17 protein-coding genes are annotated in these 18,670 nt (G+C 69.0%); 12 read left to right on the forward strand and 5 right to left on the reverse strand.

The window, feature by feature from the left end; genetic code table 11:
* Positions 1-194: 194 nt before the first annotated feature.
* The 3 genes from BCF44_RS46135 to BCF44_RS54970 are packed head-to-tail and all read left to right on the forward strand — an operon-like array spanning position 195 to position 2,746.
* Positions 195-932 (forward strand): helix-turn-helix domain-containing protein, encoded by a 738-nt coding sequence (locus tag BCF44_RS46135; protein WP_147328896.1) that lies wholly within the window; start codon positions 195-197, stop codon positions 930-932.
* A 44-nt stretch (positions 933-976) separates the two neighbouring features.
* Positions 977-1,501 (forward strand): hypothetical protein, encoded by a 525-nt coding sequence (locus BCF44_RS46140; protein ID WP_116180903.1) that lies wholly within the window; start codon positions 977-979, stop codon positions 1,499-1,501.
* A 24-nt stretch (positions 1,502-1,525) separates the two neighbouring features.
* Positions 1,526-2,746, forward strand: coding sequence for an MAB_1171c family putative transporter (locus tag BCF44_RS54970; RefSeq protein ID WP_147328897.1), 1,221 nt, complete (start codon positions 1,526-1,528; stop codon positions 2,744-2,746).
* 543 nt (positions 2,747-3,289) lie between these two features.
* On the opposite strand, the gene BCF44_RS46150 is transcribed toward BCF44_RS54970, so the two are convergent.
* The 5 genes from BCF44_RS46150 to BCF44_RS56160 all read right to left on the reverse strand — a co-directional run bounded on the left by BCF44_RS46150 (position 3,290) and on the right by BCF44_RS56160 (position 10,168).
* Positions 3,290-4,438 (reverse strand): coiled-coil domain-containing protein, encoded by a 1,149-nt coding sequence (locus BCF44_RS46150; protein WP_147328898.1) that lies wholly within the window; start codon positions 4,436-4,438, stop codon positions 3,290-3,292.
* A 407-nt stretch (positions 4,439-4,845) separates the two neighbouring features.
* Positions 4,846-6,030, reverse strand: coding sequence for a tyrosine-type recombinase/integrase (locus BCF44_RS46155; RefSeq protein ID WP_147328899.1), 1,185 nt, complete (start codon positions 6,028-6,030; stop codon positions 4,846-4,848).
* 239 nt (positions 6,031-6,269) lie between these two features.
* Entirely contained in the window at positions 6,270-7,505 is a 1,236-nt protein-coding gene (locus BCF44_RS46160; RefSeq protein WP_116180907.1) for a hypothetical protein, read from the reverse strand.
* A gap of 163 nt (positions 7,506-7,668) precedes the next feature.
* The gene (locus tag BCF44_RS46165) at positions 7,669-8,577 is read right to left on the reverse strand and encodes an aminoglycoside phosphotransferase family protein (protein WP_170218118.1); all 909 of its coding nucleotides are present in this window, start codon (positions 8,575-8,577) and stop codon (positions 7,669-7,671) included.
* A gap of 4 nt (positions 8,578-8,581) precedes the next feature.
* The gene (locus BCF44_RS56160; protein ID WP_170218119.1) at positions 8,582-10,168 is read right to left on the reverse strand and encodes a helix-turn-helix transcriptional regulator; all 1,587 of its coding nucleotides are present in this window, start codon (positions 10,166-10,168) and stop codon (positions 8,582-8,584) included.
* 171 nt (positions 10,169-10,339) lie between these two features.
* Here BCF44_RS56160 and BCF44_RS46180 point away from each other — a divergent pair, with 171 nt between their 5' ends.
* The 9 genes from BCF44_RS46180 to BCF44_RS46220 all read left to right on the forward strand — a co-directional run bounded on the left by BCF44_RS46180 (position 10,340) and on the right by BCF44_RS46220 (position 18,461).
* Positions 10,340-10,681: a hypothetical protein gene (locus tag BCF44_RS46180; RefSeq protein ID WP_147328900.1), complete on the forward strand. Its 342-nt coding sequence runs from the start codon at positions 10,340-10,342 to the stop codon at positions 10,679-10,681.
* Positions 10,678-11,112: a hypothetical protein gene (locus tag BCF44_RS46185; protein ID WP_246016205.1), complete on the forward strand. Its 435-nt coding sequence runs from the start codon at positions 10,678-10,680 to the stop codon at positions 11,110-11,112. The genes BCF44_RS46180 and BCF44_RS46185 overlap by 4 nt, the downstream gene beginning before the upstream one ends.
* Positions 11,109-11,855, forward strand: coding sequence for a DEAD/DEAH box helicase family protein (locus BCF44_RS46190; RefSeq protein ID WP_147328901.1), 747 nt, complete (start codon positions 11,109-11,111; stop codon positions 11,853-11,855). The genes BCF44_RS46185 and BCF44_RS46190 overlap by 4 nt, the downstream gene beginning before the upstream one ends.
* Positions 11,848-12,738, forward strand: a complete 891-nt coding sequence (locus BCF44_RS46195; RefSeq protein WP_116180912.1) for a hypothetical protein — start codon at positions 11,848-11,850, stop codon at positions 12,736-12,738. The genes BCF44_RS46190 and BCF44_RS46195 overlap by 8 nt, the downstream gene beginning before the upstream one ends.
* Positions 12,731-13,246, forward strand: coding sequence for a hypothetical protein (locus BCF44_RS46200; RefSeq protein WP_147328902.1), 516 nt, complete (start codon positions 12,731-12,733; stop codon positions 13,244-13,246). The genes BCF44_RS46195 and BCF44_RS46200 overlap by 8 nt, the downstream gene beginning before the upstream one ends.
* 286 nt (positions 13,247-13,532) lie before the next feature.
* Positions 13,533-15,680, forward strand: a complete 2,148-nt coding sequence (locus BCF44_RS46205) for a tetratricopeptide repeat protein (protein WP_116180914.1) — start codon at positions 13,533-13,535, stop codon at positions 15,678-15,680.
* 101 nt (positions 15,681-15,781) lie between these two features.
* Positions 15,782-17,017 (forward strand): tetratricopeptide repeat protein, encoded by a 1,236-nt coding sequence (locus BCF44_RS46210; protein ID WP_170218120.1) that lies wholly within the window; start codon positions 15,782-15,784, stop codon positions 17,015-17,017.
* Positions 17,018-17,100: 83 nt separating this feature from the next.
* Entirely contained in the window at positions 17,101-17,754 is a 654-nt protein-coding gene (locus tag BCF44_RS46215) for a DUF5753 domain-containing protein (RefSeq protein WP_116180916.1), read from the forward strand.
* A 38-nt stretch (positions 17,755-17,792) separates the two neighbouring features.
* Entirely contained in the window at positions 17,793-18,461 is a 669-nt protein-coding gene (locus BCF44_RS46220) for a Scr1 family TA system antitoxin-like transcriptional regulator (RefSeq protein WP_116180917.1), read from the forward strand.
* The last annotated feature ends 209 nt before the right edge of the window (positions 18,462-18,670 follow it).

Here is an 18,670-nt window from a genome sequence, read left to right on the forward strand (position 1 = left end):
AAACCAGGGAGATTCAACTACAACTCTCATCTACTCTGATCAGGTGACACCGCAGTAGAATTCTGCGGTCCGACGTGAGAAAGTAGGGGCGCTCCAGTGGGGAAGTTGGCCGATTCGTGGCCGCTAACGCCACCCGGATGGACTAAGAACCGGTTTCCGGCAGTCACGGCCCCCAACGAGTGCGGGAGGTGATCATGAGCGCGGACGAGGCCCCGTCGCTCGCTGACGCCCTCAAGGCCCTGTGTGAACACCCGGTTGGCGGAGGGCCGGCGTGGACCAACGTTGCGCTGGCGGAAGAGTGCGGCATCACTCAGGCGTACGTCGCAAACCTGCGGTCCGGCCGCCAGGACAACCCGACGGTCGAAGTGCTGGTGAAACTGGGCAAAGCGCTCGGTAGGCATCCGGCCGCCCTAGTTGGCGGGCGAGGGGACCTGCGCGACGGGGAGCAGCCGGGCTGGCGTCGCACCGCGCTGGCCGGCCTGTTTGCCACCAACCATCCAGCCGACCGCGGTCCGTACACGCCGGGCGAGGTCGCCAAGGCGATCAACGAACATGGCGCGTTCGGAACGATCAACCGGCGAACCGTCCAGGAGCTACGCGACGGCGCCGCCGACAACCCGAAGCTGAAGCACGTGCTGGGACTGGCGTGGTTCTTCGGGGTTGCGCCGGCCTACTTCTTCGATGACGAGCTCGCGGCGAAGGTTGACGCCGAGTTCGCGGAGGGGAAGCTGCTCAGGGAACTCGGGGTGGTTGCGCTGGTCACTAGGATCAGCGAACGGCTGCCGGAGCTGAGTCCGGGAACCAAACGCGCCGCGATGGAAGCTGTGGCTCGGGCTCTTGATCCGGAACTGGATGCGGACGATTGGGTCTTCCAGCCTCGCCCTCGATCGGGTGACGGCGGTTCTCCGGCCGCAGGGACGGGCGCAGGGTGAAGATAGCGGTATGGCGGGCGGCTTCGGGAACGAGGAGGTGGACGATGGACAAGCACCAACGGAGGGAACTCGTAGGGTCCGTTGCCGCCCAGTTCGACCTTTCCGCTGACGTCACCTACAGGGACCTCGCACGCCAGGTTGGCACGGTGTGGAGCAATCACACCGGCCACCGAGTCACTGTTCGCTTCGCTCGCCTTCCTAATGAGCACATCACGGGCGCCACTGCCGTTCTTGCCGACGGCAGCTTCCTGGTGATCTGTGTCGACTCGCAAGGCTGGCACTTTCGCCTCCAGGTCCTGTTGCACGAGTTTGCCCACCAGCTCCTTGGGCACAAGTACATAACCTTGGATAAACGTGCAGGACTGAACCTTCTCATGCCGAACGTGCTTCCAAGGATGGCGGAATTTATCGCCACGCGGACGGAATTCTCCCAGGCGGAAGAGGCTGAGGCTGAGACTGTTGCCGATGAACTGCTGGCGGCGCTCACCGAAAACCGCTCGCCGACACAGCCCGTGCCACCTGGGACGTCGGACAACCTCAGTCGACTGCGCGAAACACTTGAACACTAAACCATTCGAACCTGGGGGCAGGTTGTGTCGATCTTCAACCTCGTCTATATCGTCTGCGGGGCGCTAGGGATCATTCTCCTGGTCTACAAGCTTCCCGATCTTCGTAGACGTTGGAGCAGTCCGCAGCTATGGTCGCTGTGCGTGCTGATCTTGGCCACCACTCTAGGGATGACACTGGCCGCCCCGGTCTTTGTGGACATGGTGTACGCCGCAACTGGTGTTCCAAACCTTGCTGCCCCTATTGTCTATTCGCTCGAAGTGGCATATTCTGCGGCCGCTCTCTGTTTGGTGTTGTTCTGGCGTTTTCCCGCAGAAGTGGCATGGCGTCGCGTTCGCTGGATTGTCCCGTGCTACGCGGGCGTTATCGTTGCCATGGCGGTCCTCTTCGCCGTGTCTGACGTTCATGCGATCCGGCAGGTGGACTTCATCACCTACTATGCGACGGAGCCGACTGTTGCGGCATTCCTTGTTGCATTCTTCGTGGCGAGCCTTATTGCCGACGGCGCACTGGTTTATCAATGCGTTAAAGGCGGTAGGATGGCGGCGGAGGCGGGTCTGCCGTGGTTGCGGCGAGGGCTGCGCTTCTACGCCACGGCAGTCTGGTTCGGAGTCATCTGCTACGTCGTGCTGCTGGTTGTGATCGTCCTGGACTGGCTGGGGATCCGCCAGTTCGATCCGCTGTCCACTGCGGCGCCGGCCTTTGGGGCCTTGGGCATCGTCCCCGGCGTGATTGGCTTCATCCTGCCGATCTGGGGTCCGCGCAGGCCGGTGTTTCGCCGGTGGGCACGCAAGTGGCGCGGCTTCTTCGCGCTCAGGCCGCTGCACCGCGCACTGCGGCACGTCAACCCGAGCGCGGTGACCGTCGCGCCCGGCAAGGCGCTCGATCCGCACCACCGCGTTCGCCGGCAACTCACCGAGCTCAACGAGTTCCGCCTCGGCCTCGGCCGGTACCTCGACGAAGGCGTTCGCGAGCAAGCACTCAGCCGCGGCCGCGACGCCGGTCTGACGGGGGAGGCACTCAACGCGGTGGTCGAGGCCGCTCAGCTCAAGGCCGCGGTCACGTCCGCGCGCGCCGGTGTTGCCGCACCGCCACGATCAACGCCGGTCGACGAAACCCGAGACGGCGACCCTGAAGCCGAATACAACTGGTGGGTGAGCGTTGCGAGGGCCTACAGCCACTCACCCGTCGTTGCTGCCGTGGTCGCAGCCGATGGGGCGCCGAACACCAAGCTGGTTGGCGGCTGACCCCAGACTGCTCACCCCGCCGGCAGAGCAGACCCGGCCGTCACACGTTCGTGGCGCGCCGGACGAACCTCCGGAATCACGGCATCAGACCGACTTACAGTGCCAGCACGGCTCCGCTGAAGCCCCACCCCCCGGGGCGCCGGAACCGCGCGGCCGCTGGCCAGGTCGGGACCCTCCCCCCGCTCCGATCACCAGCGGCCGCCACCTTGTCTCGTTTATGCTGGTGAGCCCATTGTGAACGACATTCTCAATGCCCAGGCTTGCCGTCCAACACGACGATGTGGCGCCATTCAGGGCCAAGCCGGTTCAGGTCCATGAGGCGGCGAGGTCGCGTTCGGCGATGAGCAGCGGAGGTTCGTGGCGGCCTGCTGGGCCCAGCACCATGCCACCGCAGATCGACGTCGTGATCAAGCACCGGCACGCGGTCGAACAGCACCGCGCCGACGGCGGACGCTGAACGCGCGGATGACGCGGCTGTCCGAGCCTTGTCCAGCAACTCGGTACGACCTACTTGGTGGGGGGAGTTCGCCTGGTGTCGAGAAATCAGCCTTGCGGCGGTCGGGGACGCCGAAGACCCGCTACACGCCGGACCTGGGCGCGCCGAGGGCGTAGGTGCGTGTCCCGGGGCTGGTTCAGGTTGCTTTCCAGCCGCCGGCGCAGCGCGCCCATCTCCTCGACCTGCTGGCGAAGTTGGCTGAGTTCTCCCGTTTTCTGCCCCAACTCGCGGTTCACCTCGCCGAGTTGCTCCCGCGTCGAAGTCAGTTGGCCGGTGAGGGACTCGACCTGTTCGGTGAGCTGACGGATCGTCTCAGCCTGCGCGGCTGTAGTGGCGTTGGCTTGAGCCAGTTGCTCGTTCCGCTCCGCAAGTTGTGGCTCCAAGGCCTCCATCTGCCCGCGCAACTCGCTGGCCTGCGCGGTCAACTGGTCCAGCTCACCGGTCTTCTCGCCCAGGGCTCGGTTCGCGAGTGCGAGTTGCTCGTTCACCTCGGCCAGGTTGGTCCGCGCCGACTCCAACTCGTCTGACAGGCGCCGTTCGCGCTGCTCGGCTTGGGTGCGGTAGTCCCGTGCGGATTCTCGCGTCGAAGTCAGTTGGCCGGTGAGGGACTCGACCTGTTCGGTGAGCTGACGGATCGTCTCAGCCTGCGCGGCTGTAGTGGCGTTGGCTTGAGCCAGTTGCTCGTTCCGCTCCGCAAGTTGTGGCTCCAAGGCCTCCATCTGCCCGCGCAACTCGCTGGCCTGCGCTGATAGGTCCGCGACTTGCGACCGCAGCCTGATTGCTTCGTCCTCGGCGTCCTCTGCGGCTTCCCACGCCGCGGCGTTGTCGTTGTCCAGTTGGACCACACGGGCCTGAGCTGTGCTGGCCTGCAATCGGGCCTCGGCCAGCTGCGCAGCTACAGCGTCCGGTTGCATCGCGAGGAACCCATCACGCGCCTGACGGGCGGTGGCGAGGGTGTCGCCGGCGAGCCGAACAAGGCGATCGATCGGCCAGCCCTCGTCGGTGCGGTCGACAGAAGAGCTGGACGTCGACGAGCTGGAGGCCCGTGTTGCGTTGTGGAACGACGTCCGACACTCGGCCGAACAGAAGCGCCGCGCGCGGCCCTGCAACTTCTTGCCATCTTCCCGCTCTTGCCGCGGCGGGATGGGTCCTCCACAGCGCTGGCACGTTCCTGGCGACGGGCTCTCTTCGGGCATACGGCAAGCATATCAAATCATGTCCAGATGAAATGAAATGATTTGAAATGGCTTGCGCGGAGCTGACCAAGCGCGGTGCAGTGCGCCGGTGGGGCGGGTTCTTACTGGAGGGCGGGCGGGCTGGAGTCACGCCTGTGCCCGAAGGCGCCGAGGTCGTCTCGGGGAGCCGGTCGAGGGGCGTCGCACCCAAACGTCGGCCGTCACCGGCTTGGAACTGGGCACAGAAGGGCGGATGCGCTGCTGGCGGGGCGACTACTTCGCCATCGGCCGCGTGTCCGGTCAGCACTACATCCAGTCGCCGAGGCCCGGCGACCCCGTCTACGCGACTAGCCGACATGCCGGCCCACCCTGCTCGACCGAACTGCCGACGCTACGTGCTGCCGACCTGTTCGAGGGGCACGGGCCTCTCAGGTCGCTTCCGCCCCCGCGACGACGGCGCCGAACGGTGTTGGATGGGCCCCGCCACCGCCCTCGACGTACACCTGGGACGTGGCCCGGTTGCGGTGCCGCAGAAGCCGCGTGATCTCGAACCAGCTCAAGCCGGCGTCTTCGGCGTCGGAAGGCAACCCCCTGCGCAGCGAATGCGCGCCGAGATCGGCGACGGCTTCGGGCTCGAGGCCGGCAGCCTCCGCAGTCGCTTTGACCAAGCGCCACAGGTGTTGGGCGGTGAGCCGGCTCGACCGGACGGTCCCGTGTGCCGTGACGGGGTAGAACGCCGGCACGTGCGCCTCGGGGAAGTGCGCAGCTCCGACAAGATGACGCATCCCGATGGCGTCCAGCCACGCCAACACTGCGGTGACGGGGCACAGGTCCGGCTGGTGCGGGGTGCGCTCGAGGACTGCGGTGAACCCGCGGCCCTCCTGGTCGCCCTTGGACGACCGGATGTCCAGCTCCAACCCGACTGCGGTGACCCGGATGTCCGGGAGGTTGAGCGCCACCACCTCCGCCCGCCGCAGCGCGGCCGCGTAGGTGGTCAGAATCAGCGCGCGGTCTCGCAGAAGCGCGATCGGGTGCCGCAGACGGCCCTTGTCGTTGGGCAGCTCCAGCGCTTTCAACAGAGTGATCGCCAACTGCAACCGTGCGGCGGCCTTGCCGCGGGGGCGGTGCTTGAGCTTGCGGCGGATGCCGCGCTGGATCCGCCGCATCGGGAGGTTGGCGGTGGGGGAGGGCAGGCCATGCTCGGCATGGGCATGCGCGATGGCCGCGATCCGGCCGTCGACCGTGGACGGCTTCCAGTCGCTGGGTTCCACGTACGCGCCGAGGTAGAGGGCGATCACCTCGGGCTCGGCGGGCAGCGGGGTGAAGCCGAACCGCGCGCACCACGCCGTGAAGTGCCGCCAGCCCGTCTCGTAAGAGGCCCGAGTGGACTCGGCCAGCGCGGCGTCGTAGAACCCCTCGGCCTGCGCCAGCGCGAACGCGAGCTCCGCGACCCGTTCAGGGTCGGACACCGTGGACCTCGCCACGAACGACCGCAGGTCGAGCACCGGGCTCGGCGTCGCGCCGGCACGGTCATCGACGAGGACACCGTCGAGGACGACCGGCGCGGAGTCGTCGACGGCGACCAGCTCGTGGGGCGGCGGCACAGCAGTCATGGCCCCCTGCATACCCCATACCCCCGACAGTTCGAGATCACGGCCCCCATCAGCACAAAACGCACCCGCGCGTGACGAAACCTGCAGGCGTGACGAAACCGTGTGGATCACGGAGCGCGGTCCGGACAGAGCGGTGCCCCGGGTTGCGTGCGAGGCAGAGGCAGCTCCCGGGGCGTACCCGATCATCGTAGGCGGCGTCGAGGCGCAACTGGTGGAACCGGACGCGGGCGAGTCGTCGGTCAGGGCGTGCGCGATCGAGGCGTTCGAGCACCGCCGCGACGCCGGGGGACGGGCGGCGCGTCGAACTGGGCGAGCAGATCCGCCAGCTCCCGCAGCGCCGGTCCGGGCACCTCGGGGCGGACGTCGTCGTCCCGGGCGGCTCCGTGCAGCTGGCGGCGCAACCGCCGCTCCCTCCAGGTCCGCTCCGCGACCTCCGGCACCGCGGCCACCAACGTCCGGGCGACCTCCGTGGTCGTTAGCAGACGCGGCAAGCTGTCCGAGTCCCGCTCGTCCAGCTCAAGCCAGTGCAGGTGCGGAAACACCTCGCGGTGCTGGGCGACGTCGTTGCCCAGCGCGCGCACCTCGGTGACGACCTGTGCGCATGCTCGTGTCCACGCCTGGCGATGGGCGTGGAACCAGACCAGCGGCGCCAGGTCCGCGTTGAACTCGGCGGCCGGCCACCTCTTGCTCAGCGTCGAGGCTGATTTGCCCAGCATCATGCTGAGCCGGTACAGCGGCGTGCCTTCGGCGACGCTCATCAGCGCCTGGCGGCGCTGGCGTTCGTTGACGGCCTCGGCGAGAACGTGGTGGACAGCTTCGGCGATCAACACCTGCGCCCGCGGGTCGGAGCTGCGCGGGCTCCGGCCGGCCAACTCGCTCATCAGCGTGTCGACGAGTCCTCGAACTCGACCTTGGGTGTCTTCGGAGAGTGCGGAGGAGACCTCCAACAGCGGTTCCACCACAGACGCCGCCACGGGCGCGTCGACGCGTTCGTGCTGGTCGAGCACATACTCCATCCGCAGGCCGCGCACGCCAATTTTGGCGATGTGCTTGACGACGTTGTACCCGCTGGCGTTCGGCCCGCCGCAGGAGGCGAAGACGTAGTCCACCAGGGCCCACACCGGGTCGTCGTGGGCGATGTCGTCGGGAAAGCCGGTCTTCGTGAAGGCGGTGTCGATCGACCACGGCCCCGCGTCGTCGTCGTGGGTGGCCTGGTGGATCCACGCGGCGACCAGGTGTCGGTCGTCGCTGGTGCGCTTGTATCCGATGGTGAAGTCGAGCCCGGGTACCTTCCTGGCCAGCGGTTCGGCGACCGCGCGCATGGCCTCCCTCGTCGGGCCGTTGCGCCACTCCAGATACCACTCGGTGCTGCGGCCCTTGGAGTCGTACCCGGCCTCGGTCCGCACCCCGGTCTTCTTCTCGACCCGGGCCGCCAGCCTGCGCGCCAAGGTGCCCTTGCTCGATGCCATCACCACCCCAAAGCATTGTGATTTGAATTCACAATGCTACTACCAGCGTCAGCCCTCCCGCGGAATCAGCCGACTCTCGCCTGCGGCGTCACGTCACTGACCCGGGTTACGTCACCAGGTGTCAGCAGATGGTTGTCACCGGATGTCAGCGGATCCGGGCGCCGCCGGCCTATGCGATGGCTCGCCACACCACCGAACGGTCACCAGACCGCAACGACCGCACCCGGCGCTGCAGTTCCTCAGCGGCTGACGGCTTGGTCGGGGCCAAGCGGATGTAGCTGGCCAGCGCGTGCAACTCGGTGAGATCACGCAGCAGCGGCCACCGGGGCCAGCTGGTCAGGTCGTAGCCGTAGGCGCTGAACAGCCTCATCCGCTGGTGTTCAGGGGTGTGGAAGTGGTCCGGGAGGCCGGAGACCAGGTCCAATTCGCGCGGCCCGATGCAGGTCTGGTCCCAGTCGATCAAGGTCCAGCCGGACGCCAGGGGCACGAGGTTCTCGTCGTGGGCGTCGCCGTGTACGACGCCACGTCCCAGCGGGAACTCCGTCGCGGTGAAGTCGGTGACGACGTCGTCGACGCGGCGACGCAGCCACACCCGGTCGTCCGCGCTCAGCGCTGGCGCGGCGCGATCGTCGTCCATCGTGAGGGCCTCGGTCAGGCGGTGCAGCGGCCGAAACTCCGGCACGGCGAACGGCGGCGGCTCCAGCGCGTGCAGCCCCCGCAGCAACTGGCCGACGACCTCCGGGCCAGGCCGCTGGCCGTCGGGGTCGTGGAAAGGCCAGAGCGTCGCGACCACACCGGCGGCAACGACTGGCTGGTCACCAGGGATCGGAGGAAGAGCGAGGCCAGGAGCTCGCTCGGCCAGCCAGCGGCAGACCGCGACCGAGGTGCGCGCGCGGTCGCGGCGCAGCGGCGTGTCCGGGGCGAGGCGCGCCACCACGCCGGCCTCGGGCAGCCGGTACACCGCGTTCGACCGGTGATGCAGCAGCACCGCGCCGGCAGGAGTGACGCCGGCGAGAGCGCAGACCTCCGGCAGCGCGGCCGATTCGAGCTGGAGTTCTGGGCGTGGAGTAGCGGTCACGCGGTCAGGCTGCTTCCAGGGCCTTGTCGATTTCGGCCTGCAGGTCGAGGACGTCCGACCGATGTCCGACCCGGGCGGCGACGTCCTTCAACACCGCCAATCGCCGATATGCCCGCCTGGACTGCATGCCCGTGATCGCCGAGACCGCGTCGCGGCCGACAGCGACGGCCGAGTCGATGTCGCCGGCGATGAACTTGGCGCCGGCCAGCCCGGCGAGGTTGACCGCCCTGCTGCGCGCATACGACGCGCCATAACCATCGACCGCGATCTGCAACTGCGTGATCGCCTCCGGCGCGAACGACGGGTCGTAGGAGGACAACAGCCACGAGCTGTGCCCCACCTGGGCGGCGATTTCCGCGCTGGTGACGTGGGCGGCCCACGGCGCCGCGCCGGTGGTGTCGGCATGCTCGTAGGTGGTGAGCGCCTCGTCCATCGCACGGCGGCACAGCTCCGCCTCCCCGCGTGAGGCACGGACCCAGCCCAGGTTCGTGGCCACGTAACTGCGGGTGGTGTCGCACACCGGGTACCGGCTGGTCACCGCGACCGCGTTCGCCAAGTTCACCAGGTCCAGGGCGGCCTTGTACTCGCGAAGATGCAGGCTCTGATGGGCCATGTCCAACAGCACCCCGACGCGCAGATCCATGCTCCGCGGATGCTCGGCAGCGGCCCTGGCCGCGCTCAGCGCCACCACCCACCACTGCTGCGCCGACTGGTGCTTCTCGCAGTCGTAGCAGATCCACGCCACGATCGAGGCGAGGTCAGCCGTGGCCATCTGCAACCGCAGCTTGAGCGCCTCAGGACACGGCACCGATTTCAGCGCCAGCACACTGCGCAACTGGGCGACGGCGGCCTCCCTGGCCAAACCCGCGCCGCGTTCGTAGTCCCACAGTCTGAACTGCTCGGTCATCGCCTCGATGGCGGCGATATCGGCCTGGCCGAGCTGACTTGGCAGGTCCGGGGACTGCGGATTCGGCAGGATCGCTTCCAGCCGCTCGAGTTCCGGCGGCACCGCCCCCGCGCCTAGCGCGATGACAGCCAAGGTGGATATGAAGCCGCGGCGCGTCAACAACATCCAGATCGCCTCCTCGTCATCCCCACGCACAACGCTACCGGGGACGCAGGAGGACAAGCCGATCGCTTCGGCTGGCACCCCTAGGGCCTGATAGATATCCATGACTCGTTCGACATCCCGGATCCGGTGCTTGCCGGCTTCGATCTCCGAGACGCGGCCCTGTGGGATGCCGAGGAGTTGCCCCAGCTTGGCCTGGCTGATCTGGGCCTCCCCACGCACAGCGGGGAACAGCGACTCGAGGTCGAACCGGGACACCGAAGCGCGCAGACCTGGCGCGGTGAAGAACTCGGGCTTGACCAAGGCCGCGCCGGACCGCAGCGCTGCGAGCGCACACGGATCACAGACACTGCTCGTGTGTCCTTGCCGAAGCACAGCACCACACGATTGGCACAGTGACGAGTCCCGTTCGAGCATGACGTCAACCTTCCCGCGGCTGCTGAACAGCACAGGGTGAGCATGAGGCGCGGCCAGCATGCCGGAACACCCCGGAGGGGGTGTTGTCATGATCTTCGAGTTCACCCGAATGGCACCCCTTCCGGGGTATCCCCACGGGGATACCCCGACGCGTAATTGTTTCCTTCCGGCGGGCTGGCCACGGTAGATGCGCTCACCCGCGGAGATGGTCGGCCTTGTCCACCCCGACCAGGGCCGACCGTCCCGCGCCATCCGCGAATCGAGCCGGAGATTGTCGTGCCTCTCGCGTCTTTCCACGCGCGTCTGCGCTGTGCCCGGATCACCCGCCGTGCGCACCGCGTGCAGGCGGCGCGCGCCGTCGAGTCGGCCATCGAGAAGCTGATCGAGCGTCGGCAGGCCGCCGCCGGCGGGGTGGCCGTAGGCGACGGCCGCGCCCTGAGCCAGCAGAACGTCGACCTGGTCGACGAGCTCAACCAACACCGCGTTGACCACCGCGGCCACTGCCGCACCTGCCGTGACGTCTGGGGCGCACCAGTGGCGGCGCCGTGCGTTCCGCTGAGCGAGTTGGTGGCCACGCTGGCGGGGGATCACCATGCCACGGCGGGTGCGGCAGCGTGACCGTCACAACTGAGCGGGTCTGCTGGACCACGTCACCGGTCGAGCCGGACGACGTGCTGCGGCTGGACACGGTGTCGCCCCGCTACGCCGATCTGGCTGACCAGCGCCTCGCGCTGTACCTGACCGCCGAGGACGAGGCTGAGGACGGCCGCAGGCTCCTGCCTGACCTGCGCCTGACCTGCCACACGCACCGGCGGTGGCTGCACGACTGCGTCAGTTCCCCGCTGCACGTCAATGCTTGGACCAGGTCGCGGTGGTGCCGGCCGTGTGAACAGGAACTGGAGGTTGCCGTCGACCACGTCGACGGCCGCGTCGCGGTCTCCTGCCCCGGCTGTGGGCGAGGGGCGGAAAACGTCGTCGACTACGTGCTCATCACCAACTGCGAGACGAGCCTGAGGCTTGCTCGCTCCCCGTGGCCGGTCCTGCCGTGACCCCTGCACGCGTGCTGATCACCGGGCCGACCGCGTCCGGCAAGTCCTCGCTGGCCCGCGCCGTCGCCGGGCAACTCGGGGCGAGCGTGATGACCGAGGAGATGCCCCGGCCCGCCGGGCGAACCTCGGTGGAGGCGGACCAGCTCGCCGCGATCGAGGCCCTGCAGTTGCTGCGGACCAGCCCGGCGCCGGTAGTTGTCGAGCACCGGGCCCTGCACATGCAACTGGAACCGACCAACGACGCCTTCGTGGTTGCCCTGGAGGCGACCACGTCGATCCGCGTTGACCGCCTGGAGCACGTCGCTGAACTTCGGCAGACCACCTTCGCCGAACGCGACCTGCACGTCCGCAGCACCGACAGCGCGCGCCGGCAGGGCCTGCGCGCCGCCTTGGGGGTCGACCTCAGCGCGCGCACCGCCCAGCTGTGGCGTTGCGACCTGATCCTCGCGTGCCCGGACCGCCAGACCTGCGCCGACCCGCACAACTGCAGGGCGCTCACCACGCAGCTGGCCATGGCCGCGCTGGAGGTCTACCGGCACCACCTCGGGTCGGCCACCGTCACCCAAGCCCGGGATGCCGGCACGCGGCTGGCCGACCTGATCCGCGTCCACCCAGGCCGCGTCCGGCGCTGCACGGCCGCGTTGACCGACCTCGCTGCGGGAGTGGGCCTGGACCGGTGGCGCAGCCGCGTCGTCGACGACCTCAGCGGCACCGAGACAACCGAGGACGTGCAGCATGCCTGAACAGCCCCCGCCCTACGTTCCGCTGGGCGACGTCGTACGCCAGCTCGACTACGTGTGCGCCATCGCCCCCAGCGATCACGATCGCGGTCGCAAGCCGACCAAGCGGGCTCCGCTGGCGGTCATCGAACAGCGGTTGGCGGAGCTGGCCCTTGCTCGTCTGCACCTCGGTCTGCCCTTCCCGGCTCCTACGGTGTTGTGCACCCTGGGCCAGGACCCACTCGAGTACTGGTCCGCCACGGTGAACGACGGCGACGCCACATGCGCAGATCTCGGCCGGCTCTGGCGGTGCCACCTCGGGCACGGCCTGACCGTCGTCAGCGCCGGCAGCAAAGGCCGTGAGCAAGCACGGACCGCGATGACCGCGTTCGTCGCGATGCCGGCCTTGCTCTCGCGGTTCACGCTGCGAATCCTCGTGAACGGTCCGGAATGGGGCACTCAGCTCTACATGAAAAATCTGGCCGCCGACCTGAGTGTTCTGCGCCCGTTGTGGGGTCTGCCAGCCCATGACCCGCACTCGATGGTCCCGCTGAGCCGGCGGCTGCTGGTGGAAGTGGTGCACGGTCAGCAGTCGGGCAACATGGCCAGGACCTTCGTCAACGATCTTCTTCGCCAAGCGGGGTTGTCCGCGCCGGCCATGCTGGCCACGGCCGCCGATACCGCCAAGGTCCGGTTCGTGACAACAAGCCGCACCCCCGCTGCGGGCAAGGAGACCGCGCTATCGCAGTGGCGGTACGGCATCCGACCTGACGGCACGCTGTTTGCGGTCGTGGCCGGCGGAATCCACAGCCTGCTGACACCCGGGGGAGAACCCCGCACCTGGCGCGCGCCGGCCACACAGAACTTCCACGCTGCCGAGGCCGGGCGGGCGTTCGGCCGTGTCTGAGCTGACCTGCGCTCCCACAGTCGTCGGAGTTGTTCGCTGGCCCCTGGTCGACAAGGACCAGGCCGCCGCCGTGCATGCGAGCCTGACGGACCTGACCCGCTGCATCGACGTGATCACGGTGACCGCGGTCGTCCACCTCGGCCGCCGCGACGAGCTGGTGACCCGCCTCGCGGCGGCGCTGCGCGCCGTCGCCCGGGTGGCCGCGGACCTGGGCCTCGGCTTCTGTCTGCCCGCTGCTGTTCCCCCGGTCGAACGCGTGCAGGACGCTCTCCGCGAGCTCGGAACGGAGCTGAGCGCAGTCCGATGCGCGGTGCGCTGCCAGATCGACTCCGACATGGTCACGCTGCCGGTCACCGGAACCCGGCTGGACGCCACCGCGCAGTGGATCGTGGCCGTCGCGGCCTATTGCCAGGTCATGCCCAGCGTCCTCGCCGCGGCCAGCGCCGAGCCCAGCAGCCCTGTGGTCGCGCTGAGCCAGGGCGGCTACTGCCCGCCCACGGTCTCGTGACCGCGCGTCGTGAGCAGCCCGCCGACGACCGGCACCGACCGCTCGGGGTGGGGACCCGGCGTATTCACGGCCGACCGGCTGCACTGGGTCAGTCGGTCGGCGCAGCCGCTGCGCCACGGAGATCAGCTGTACTGGATCGCGGCGTGCGGAGCGGTGGCCCGGCGGTTGCCGCGACTGTTCGCCAAGCACTGGCCCTTCTGCGCAGCCTGCAGTTCCCTGTGCCCGACGCCGGAGGCCGAACGAGTCGGCCTCCGTATCGAGCGCCGCGCCGTGCGGGAGTTCGGCGATGAGCGAGCACGGCCTGCAACCCGGCACGCGCAACACCCTCACGGCGAGCACGGTCTCCGCGGCTATGCAAGCCGGCGCCGTCTACGGCGACGTGATCGTGCACGGCACCGGTGTGCCCGGCCGCGTTGTTCCCGCGCAGCTGCCGCCCGTGCCCGCCCACTTCACCGACCGCGAAGACCTGCGCCACCAGCTTGGCACCCTGGTCGCGCAGCCCCACACCAAACGGCGCCCGAGGATCGTGGTGCTGACCGGCCCCGCGGGCATCGGCAAGTCCGCGCTGGCGACGTTCGTGGCCACCGAACACCGTGATCAGTTCGCAGACGGCCAGCTCGTGCTCGACTTGCGCGGCAGCTGGCCGCGCCAACCCGCCGGCGACCGCATGCACGCCGGCCTGGCGCAGTTCCTGCGCGCGCTCGGCGTGCCGCCTCAGAACGTCCCGGCCGACGCCGGCGAGGCCGCGACCCAGTACCGGACGCAGACCGCCGACCGGCGGCTGGTCGTGCTGTTGGAGGACGTCGCCAGCTGGGACGCCGTGCGGGCCCTGCTGCCGGCCTCCGCCCACGCCTTGGTGCTGGTCACGACCCGCACCTCGCTCGGGCCGGCGGCCATTCTCGACGGCGCCGTCGTCCTGCAGCTGCAGCCGCTGCCCAGCAGCGCCATCCGCGACCTGATCATCGGCATCCTCGGCGACAACCGGGCTAGCGCCGAGATGGAGGCGCTGGACGAGCTGATTGCCTTCTGCGGCGGAAGCCCGATGGCCGCGGGCTTGGCTGCGGCCACCCTCGTGCTGCAGCCGCAGCGATCCGTGCACTCCCTGCTCACAGAGCTGGCCGCCACGTCCAGCCACGCCCCTCAAGGACCCCACGTGCCCGCTTTGGACTTGGCCTACAACGCGCTCGACCGCACCCTGCAGCTGCTGTACCGGCTGCTGGGACACTGGCCGGGCGCCACTGTGGACGTCGGCGTCGTGTCCGCGGCCCTGGTCTGTTCGAACGCGACCGCGGAACAACACCTTCATGCCCTGACCCAGGCGGAGCTGTTCGAGCCGGCCGGGCCTGGCCGATGGCGGCGACAAGCCACGGTGCTGGAACACGAACGGACCGTGGCCTGGCAGGTTCCGACCGAACAGGTGCACGACCTGCTGCACCGAATCGGCGACTACTACCTGGCCAGGACCAGCGCCGTCGACCAACTCGCCACGCCGCACCGGACCCGCCCGAGCACCTACGTCCCCGACTACCAGCTCGACTCCGTACCCGAGCTCGACCGCGACGCGGCCATGGACTGGTTGAGCGACGAACTCGCCAACGTGCTCGCCGCCGCCCAAGCCGTCTACGACATCGGCCTGCACCTGCTGTGCTGGACGTTGTTGGACGCGACCTGGCCGGTGCTGCTCGAACGCAAGCACTACGAGCTACGGGAGCCCATCGACTGGCTGTTCCTGTCCGCGGCCCGTGCCCTGGGAGAGCCGTGGAAGGTGGCCGAGGCGGCCAAACGGCGGGGCATGTTCCAGCACAGCGCCCGCCGCAACGCGCTGGCGAAGGCTGACCTCTCGATGGCCCGCACGATCTGGACCGGCCTGGGTGCCTGGGCCGAAGCCGCGGGCGCCACCGAACAACTCGCCCTGGTCGAACGGTCCGACGGCGACCCGCATCACGCGATCAAGCTGCTGCGCGATTGCCTGCATGTCCACCGCGAACTCGGATCCTCTGACCGCACGATCGCGCTGACCATGAACAACCTCGCGGCCACCTACCTGGCCGTCGGCGAAGCCGGCGAGGCACTGCCGTTGGCTTCCCGCGCCGAGCAGCTGCTTGCGAGCCCGCAGATGCAACCACCCGACCCGTACAACCTGGCCCGAGTCCGGATCACGCGTGGCCGGATCCACACGGCACTCGGGCAGTACGACCGCGCCGGCTCAACGTTGGCCACTGCGGTCACTGAGCTGCAGCGACTCGGCGCGCCGAAAGAAGAAGCTGAAGCACGCATGGCGCGGGCGGAGCTCGCCCGTCGTGTCGGCGACACCGACGTGGCCCGCGAACACCTCATGGCGGCCGAGGCCCTGTTCGAGGCGGTAGCCAGCCCCCGCGCTGCCGAGGCGCGGATCCTGCTCGCCGCCTGCCCTGACCCCGAATCGACCTCGTGACCGCCCCGAGCCGATGCGGTCGCGAACAGCGACGCACGACGCACGGCCGGCCATCGCAACCCGACCTCGGAGTGAACGTGATTGCGGACAGGGCCTCGGAGATGTCCCAGCCCAGCCTGCGGCCCGCCACCGCCCGGCTATACCGCCTCCTAGCCGCCGCGCACCGTGGCCCGCACGCGACCGTCTCGATCGCCGCGGCGGTCGTCGACGTCGACGACGGCACCGCCGGCGAGTACCTGGACGAACTCGTCGCCGCTGACCTGCTCGAGCGCGAGCAGGACCGCTACACCTATCCCGAACCGGCGCGCGCCAGCGCCCGCCGCCACAGCGCCGAGCTAGACACCGACCAGGACCGCCGCAACGCCCAGATCGCCATCGCTACCGCCCTGCTGAAGGAGGCGGCGCCGCGGGAGTACAGCATCCTGCCGGCCCGGCCGCGTCCGGGCCTCGACTACGCCGCCCACAAGCCCGGGACGCGGACCCCGTTCACCAGTGACCAGGCCCTTGCCTGGTTCGACTGGCACCGCCCGAACGTGATCGCCGCGCAGGCGGCGATGAAAAACCTCGGCCGGCACGACCTCGCGTGGCGGCTGGCTGTCGCCTTGTGGGGACATGGCCTCTACCGGCACGGCGACCTCGACAGTTGGATCCGGGTCAACCAGATCGGTGTGGACGCCGCCCACCTGTGCGGCGATCTTCTGGCGGAGGGCCGGCTGCGCTGCATGCTCGTGCACGCGATGCTCGCCGACCGGCGCGCGTCCGCCGCGCACCCGCACGCCCAGCGGGCGTTGACGATCGCCGACGAGCTGGACGACCCGGCGCTACGCGCCAGCGCCTACTCTGCCCTCAGCAAGATCGCCCTGGCCAGCGGGTTGCCGCACCGAGCCGAGCAGATGATCAAGGCGGCGATCTCCAACGACGTGCTCGCCACCGACGCCGCCGTGCACACACGCCGGCTCGGCGACGTCCTGGTCGAGCTGGAGCGGCTCGACCAGGCAATCGTGCTCTACCGCGCCGCGGCCGCCCAACTGCTCGCCCTCGGCCACGGCGTCGAGGCGGGCCGCTGCAACACCTATTTGGGACGCGCGCTGGTCCTAAATGGACAGTGTGGTCGGGCGAAAGACGTTCTGCTACAGGCGCTGTCCGCAGCGGAGAACAGCGGATCGCCTCGCTATGTCGCAGATGCCGCACTGGCGCTGGGGGAGTTGCATCTGCGCAACGGAGACCGCCGGACAGCAGCGCAGCTTTTCCAGCAAGCGCAACAGGACTACACCGTCGCCGGCGACCGGCGGGGCGTGGCTCAGGCGCACGAACTGCTCACGCAAGTCCCGTGCTGAGCCAGCCGCCGACGCGGCCGCGGGCACCGCCACGCGGGCGCAGTCGATTCGAGCCTCGTTCCCAACACCGGAAGGACCCACCCGTGCTCACCGACACCGTCGACCTGTTCGCCGGCACACCGGCCTACACCCATCGGCTGATCGCGGCCGAACACAAGGCCCGGACCGTGCGGCGGTACCACTCGATGCGCCTGCCCGGCGCGCTGCACTGTCCCGCGTTGGCCGGGGCCCAGCACGCCAAGGCGACGAAGAAGAAGCCGCTGCCCTTCGGCGCCGACGTCGCGCTGGCCCAACGCGACTACCGGCGCAGGGCGCTGCGGTCATCCGCCCTGCATAGCAACCAGATCCTCATCTACGAAGAGGCCCTGCACCGTATCCGGCGCGCCTACGGCATCGACTTGATGTGGCGACAACTCGACTTCCTGACCGACGCGATCGAAGGCCACATGCAGTGGTGCGACGAGACGACCGAAATCCGGCTCGTGCCGCGTGAGGCCAGCGCCGACTCGATGCCCAGCGAGCTCACCATCCTGACGTTCGACGACACCGCCGGCGAACAGGACTTCGTCTACTTCGAGCTCGATTTCGGACCCCACGGCGTGCACCACGCGCTGTACCTGACCAGCCAGGACGCGCTCGACGAAGCCGGCGCGAACCTCGACGAACTGGCCGCCCACGCTCTCGACTACGACGGCACCCTGGCTCTGGTCGAGACGATCCGCGACTCCCTGCGCTAAGCCCCGCCGATACCCACGACGTCAAGGACACGAACTCGATGACCAGCACCACCGCGCCGATCGCCCCTGCGGCCACCGCGCAGTTCCGTCACGTCCCCAAGTACGCCCGCGGTTTCATCCGCGACGAGTTGAACCACGCCGTGTCCGGCCAGCACTTCCACCTGATCAGCTTTCCCGGCGGGTGGCAGGACGAGCTGTTCGTCGGCTTCCAGAAGGAACACGCGGGGCGGCCCAGCAGCGGACTGGACAGGAACACGGCGATCGCGCTGCGCACGCGCCGGCGCGATGCGTTCACCCGACCGGCCATGCGCAACCTCGACTACGTCCTGGGCGAACACGCCCTGGTGCAGCTGTTCTCCGCCTTCGACCGGCGCGTCGCCGAGGCGCAGCTCGACTGGATGCTGACGGTCGCCCGGCACGAGGACGGCGTGAGCGATGACCGCCTCACGCTGAGGCTGCTGCCGCGGGACAACAAGCTGGTCTACATCCCGAGCGACTTCTGCCAGGTGCAGTTCGACAGCTGGTGGCGGCGGGACTACGTCTACGTCGAGGACGCCACCGGCGGCCGACGTGTCCGAGGCCGCCGCGGGCGGCAGCGGGCGCAGGACCACTGGACCGCCGTGCGGGATGCGTCGCTGGACCCGAAGCAGACGATCGACCGGCTCCTGCAGTGGCGAAACAACCCCGACCTGCTGCTCAACGGGTGACCGCGGGCACCAGCGCCCGTGGGCCGGGCTGACAGGCACGCCAGCCCTCATGGAGATGCGGGTGGCTGCGCTGGCGGCCGCAGCCACCCGGGCAGGCCCACTCCGCGCCGCCAGCGGGACGGCTTCTCGACCAGATGCAGACGCCGCCGGAGCTCCTGAGCGCACAACCACACCCACGCGCGGCCGGACTCGCGCACCCAAACCCGCAG

The sequence above is a fragment of the Kutzneria buriramensis genome, from assembly GCF_003387475.1.
GTDB classification, from domain to species: domain Bacteria; phylum Actinomycetota; class Actinomycetes; order Mycobacteriales; family Pseudonocardiaceae; genus Kutzneria; species Kutzneria buriramensis.

What these genes read in the sequence shown, in the direction of transcription:
- BCF44_RS46205 (WP_116180914.1), top strand. Translation starts at nt 13,533, where the DNA reads ATGAGCGAGCACGGCCTGCAACCCGGCACGCGCAACACCCTCACGGCG.
- BCF44_RS46195 (WP_116180912.1), top strand. Translation starts at nt 11,848, where the DNA reads ATGCCTGAACAGCCCCCGCCCTACGTTCCGCTGGGCGACGTCGTACGC.
- BCF44_RS46150 (WP_147328898.1), bottom strand. Translation starts at nt 4,438, where the DNA reads ATGCCCGAAGAGAGCCCGTCGCCAGGAACGTGCCAGCGCTGTGGAGGA.
- BCF44_RS46135 (WP_147328896.1), top strand. Translation starts at nt 195, where the DNA reads ATGAGCGCGGACGAGGCCCCGTCGCTCGCTGACGCCCTCAAGGCCCTG.
- BCF44_RS46140 (WP_116180903.1), top strand. Translation starts at nt 977, where the DNA reads ATGGACAAGCACCAACGGAGGGAACTCGTAGGGTCCGTTGCCGCCCAG.
- BCF44_RS46220 (WP_116180917.1), top strand. Translation starts at nt 17,793, where the DNA reads ATGACCAGCACCACCGCGCCGATCGCCCCTGCGGCCACCGCGCAGTTC.
- BCF44_RS46155 (WP_147328899.1), bottom strand. Translation starts at nt 6,030, where the DNA reads ATGACTGCTGTGCCGCCGCCCCACGAGCTGGTCGCCGTCGACGACTCC.
- BCF44_RS46210 (WP_170218120.1), top strand. Translation starts at nt 15,782, where the DNA reads ATGTCCCAGCCCAGCCTGCGGCCCGCCACCGCCCGGCTATACCGCCTC.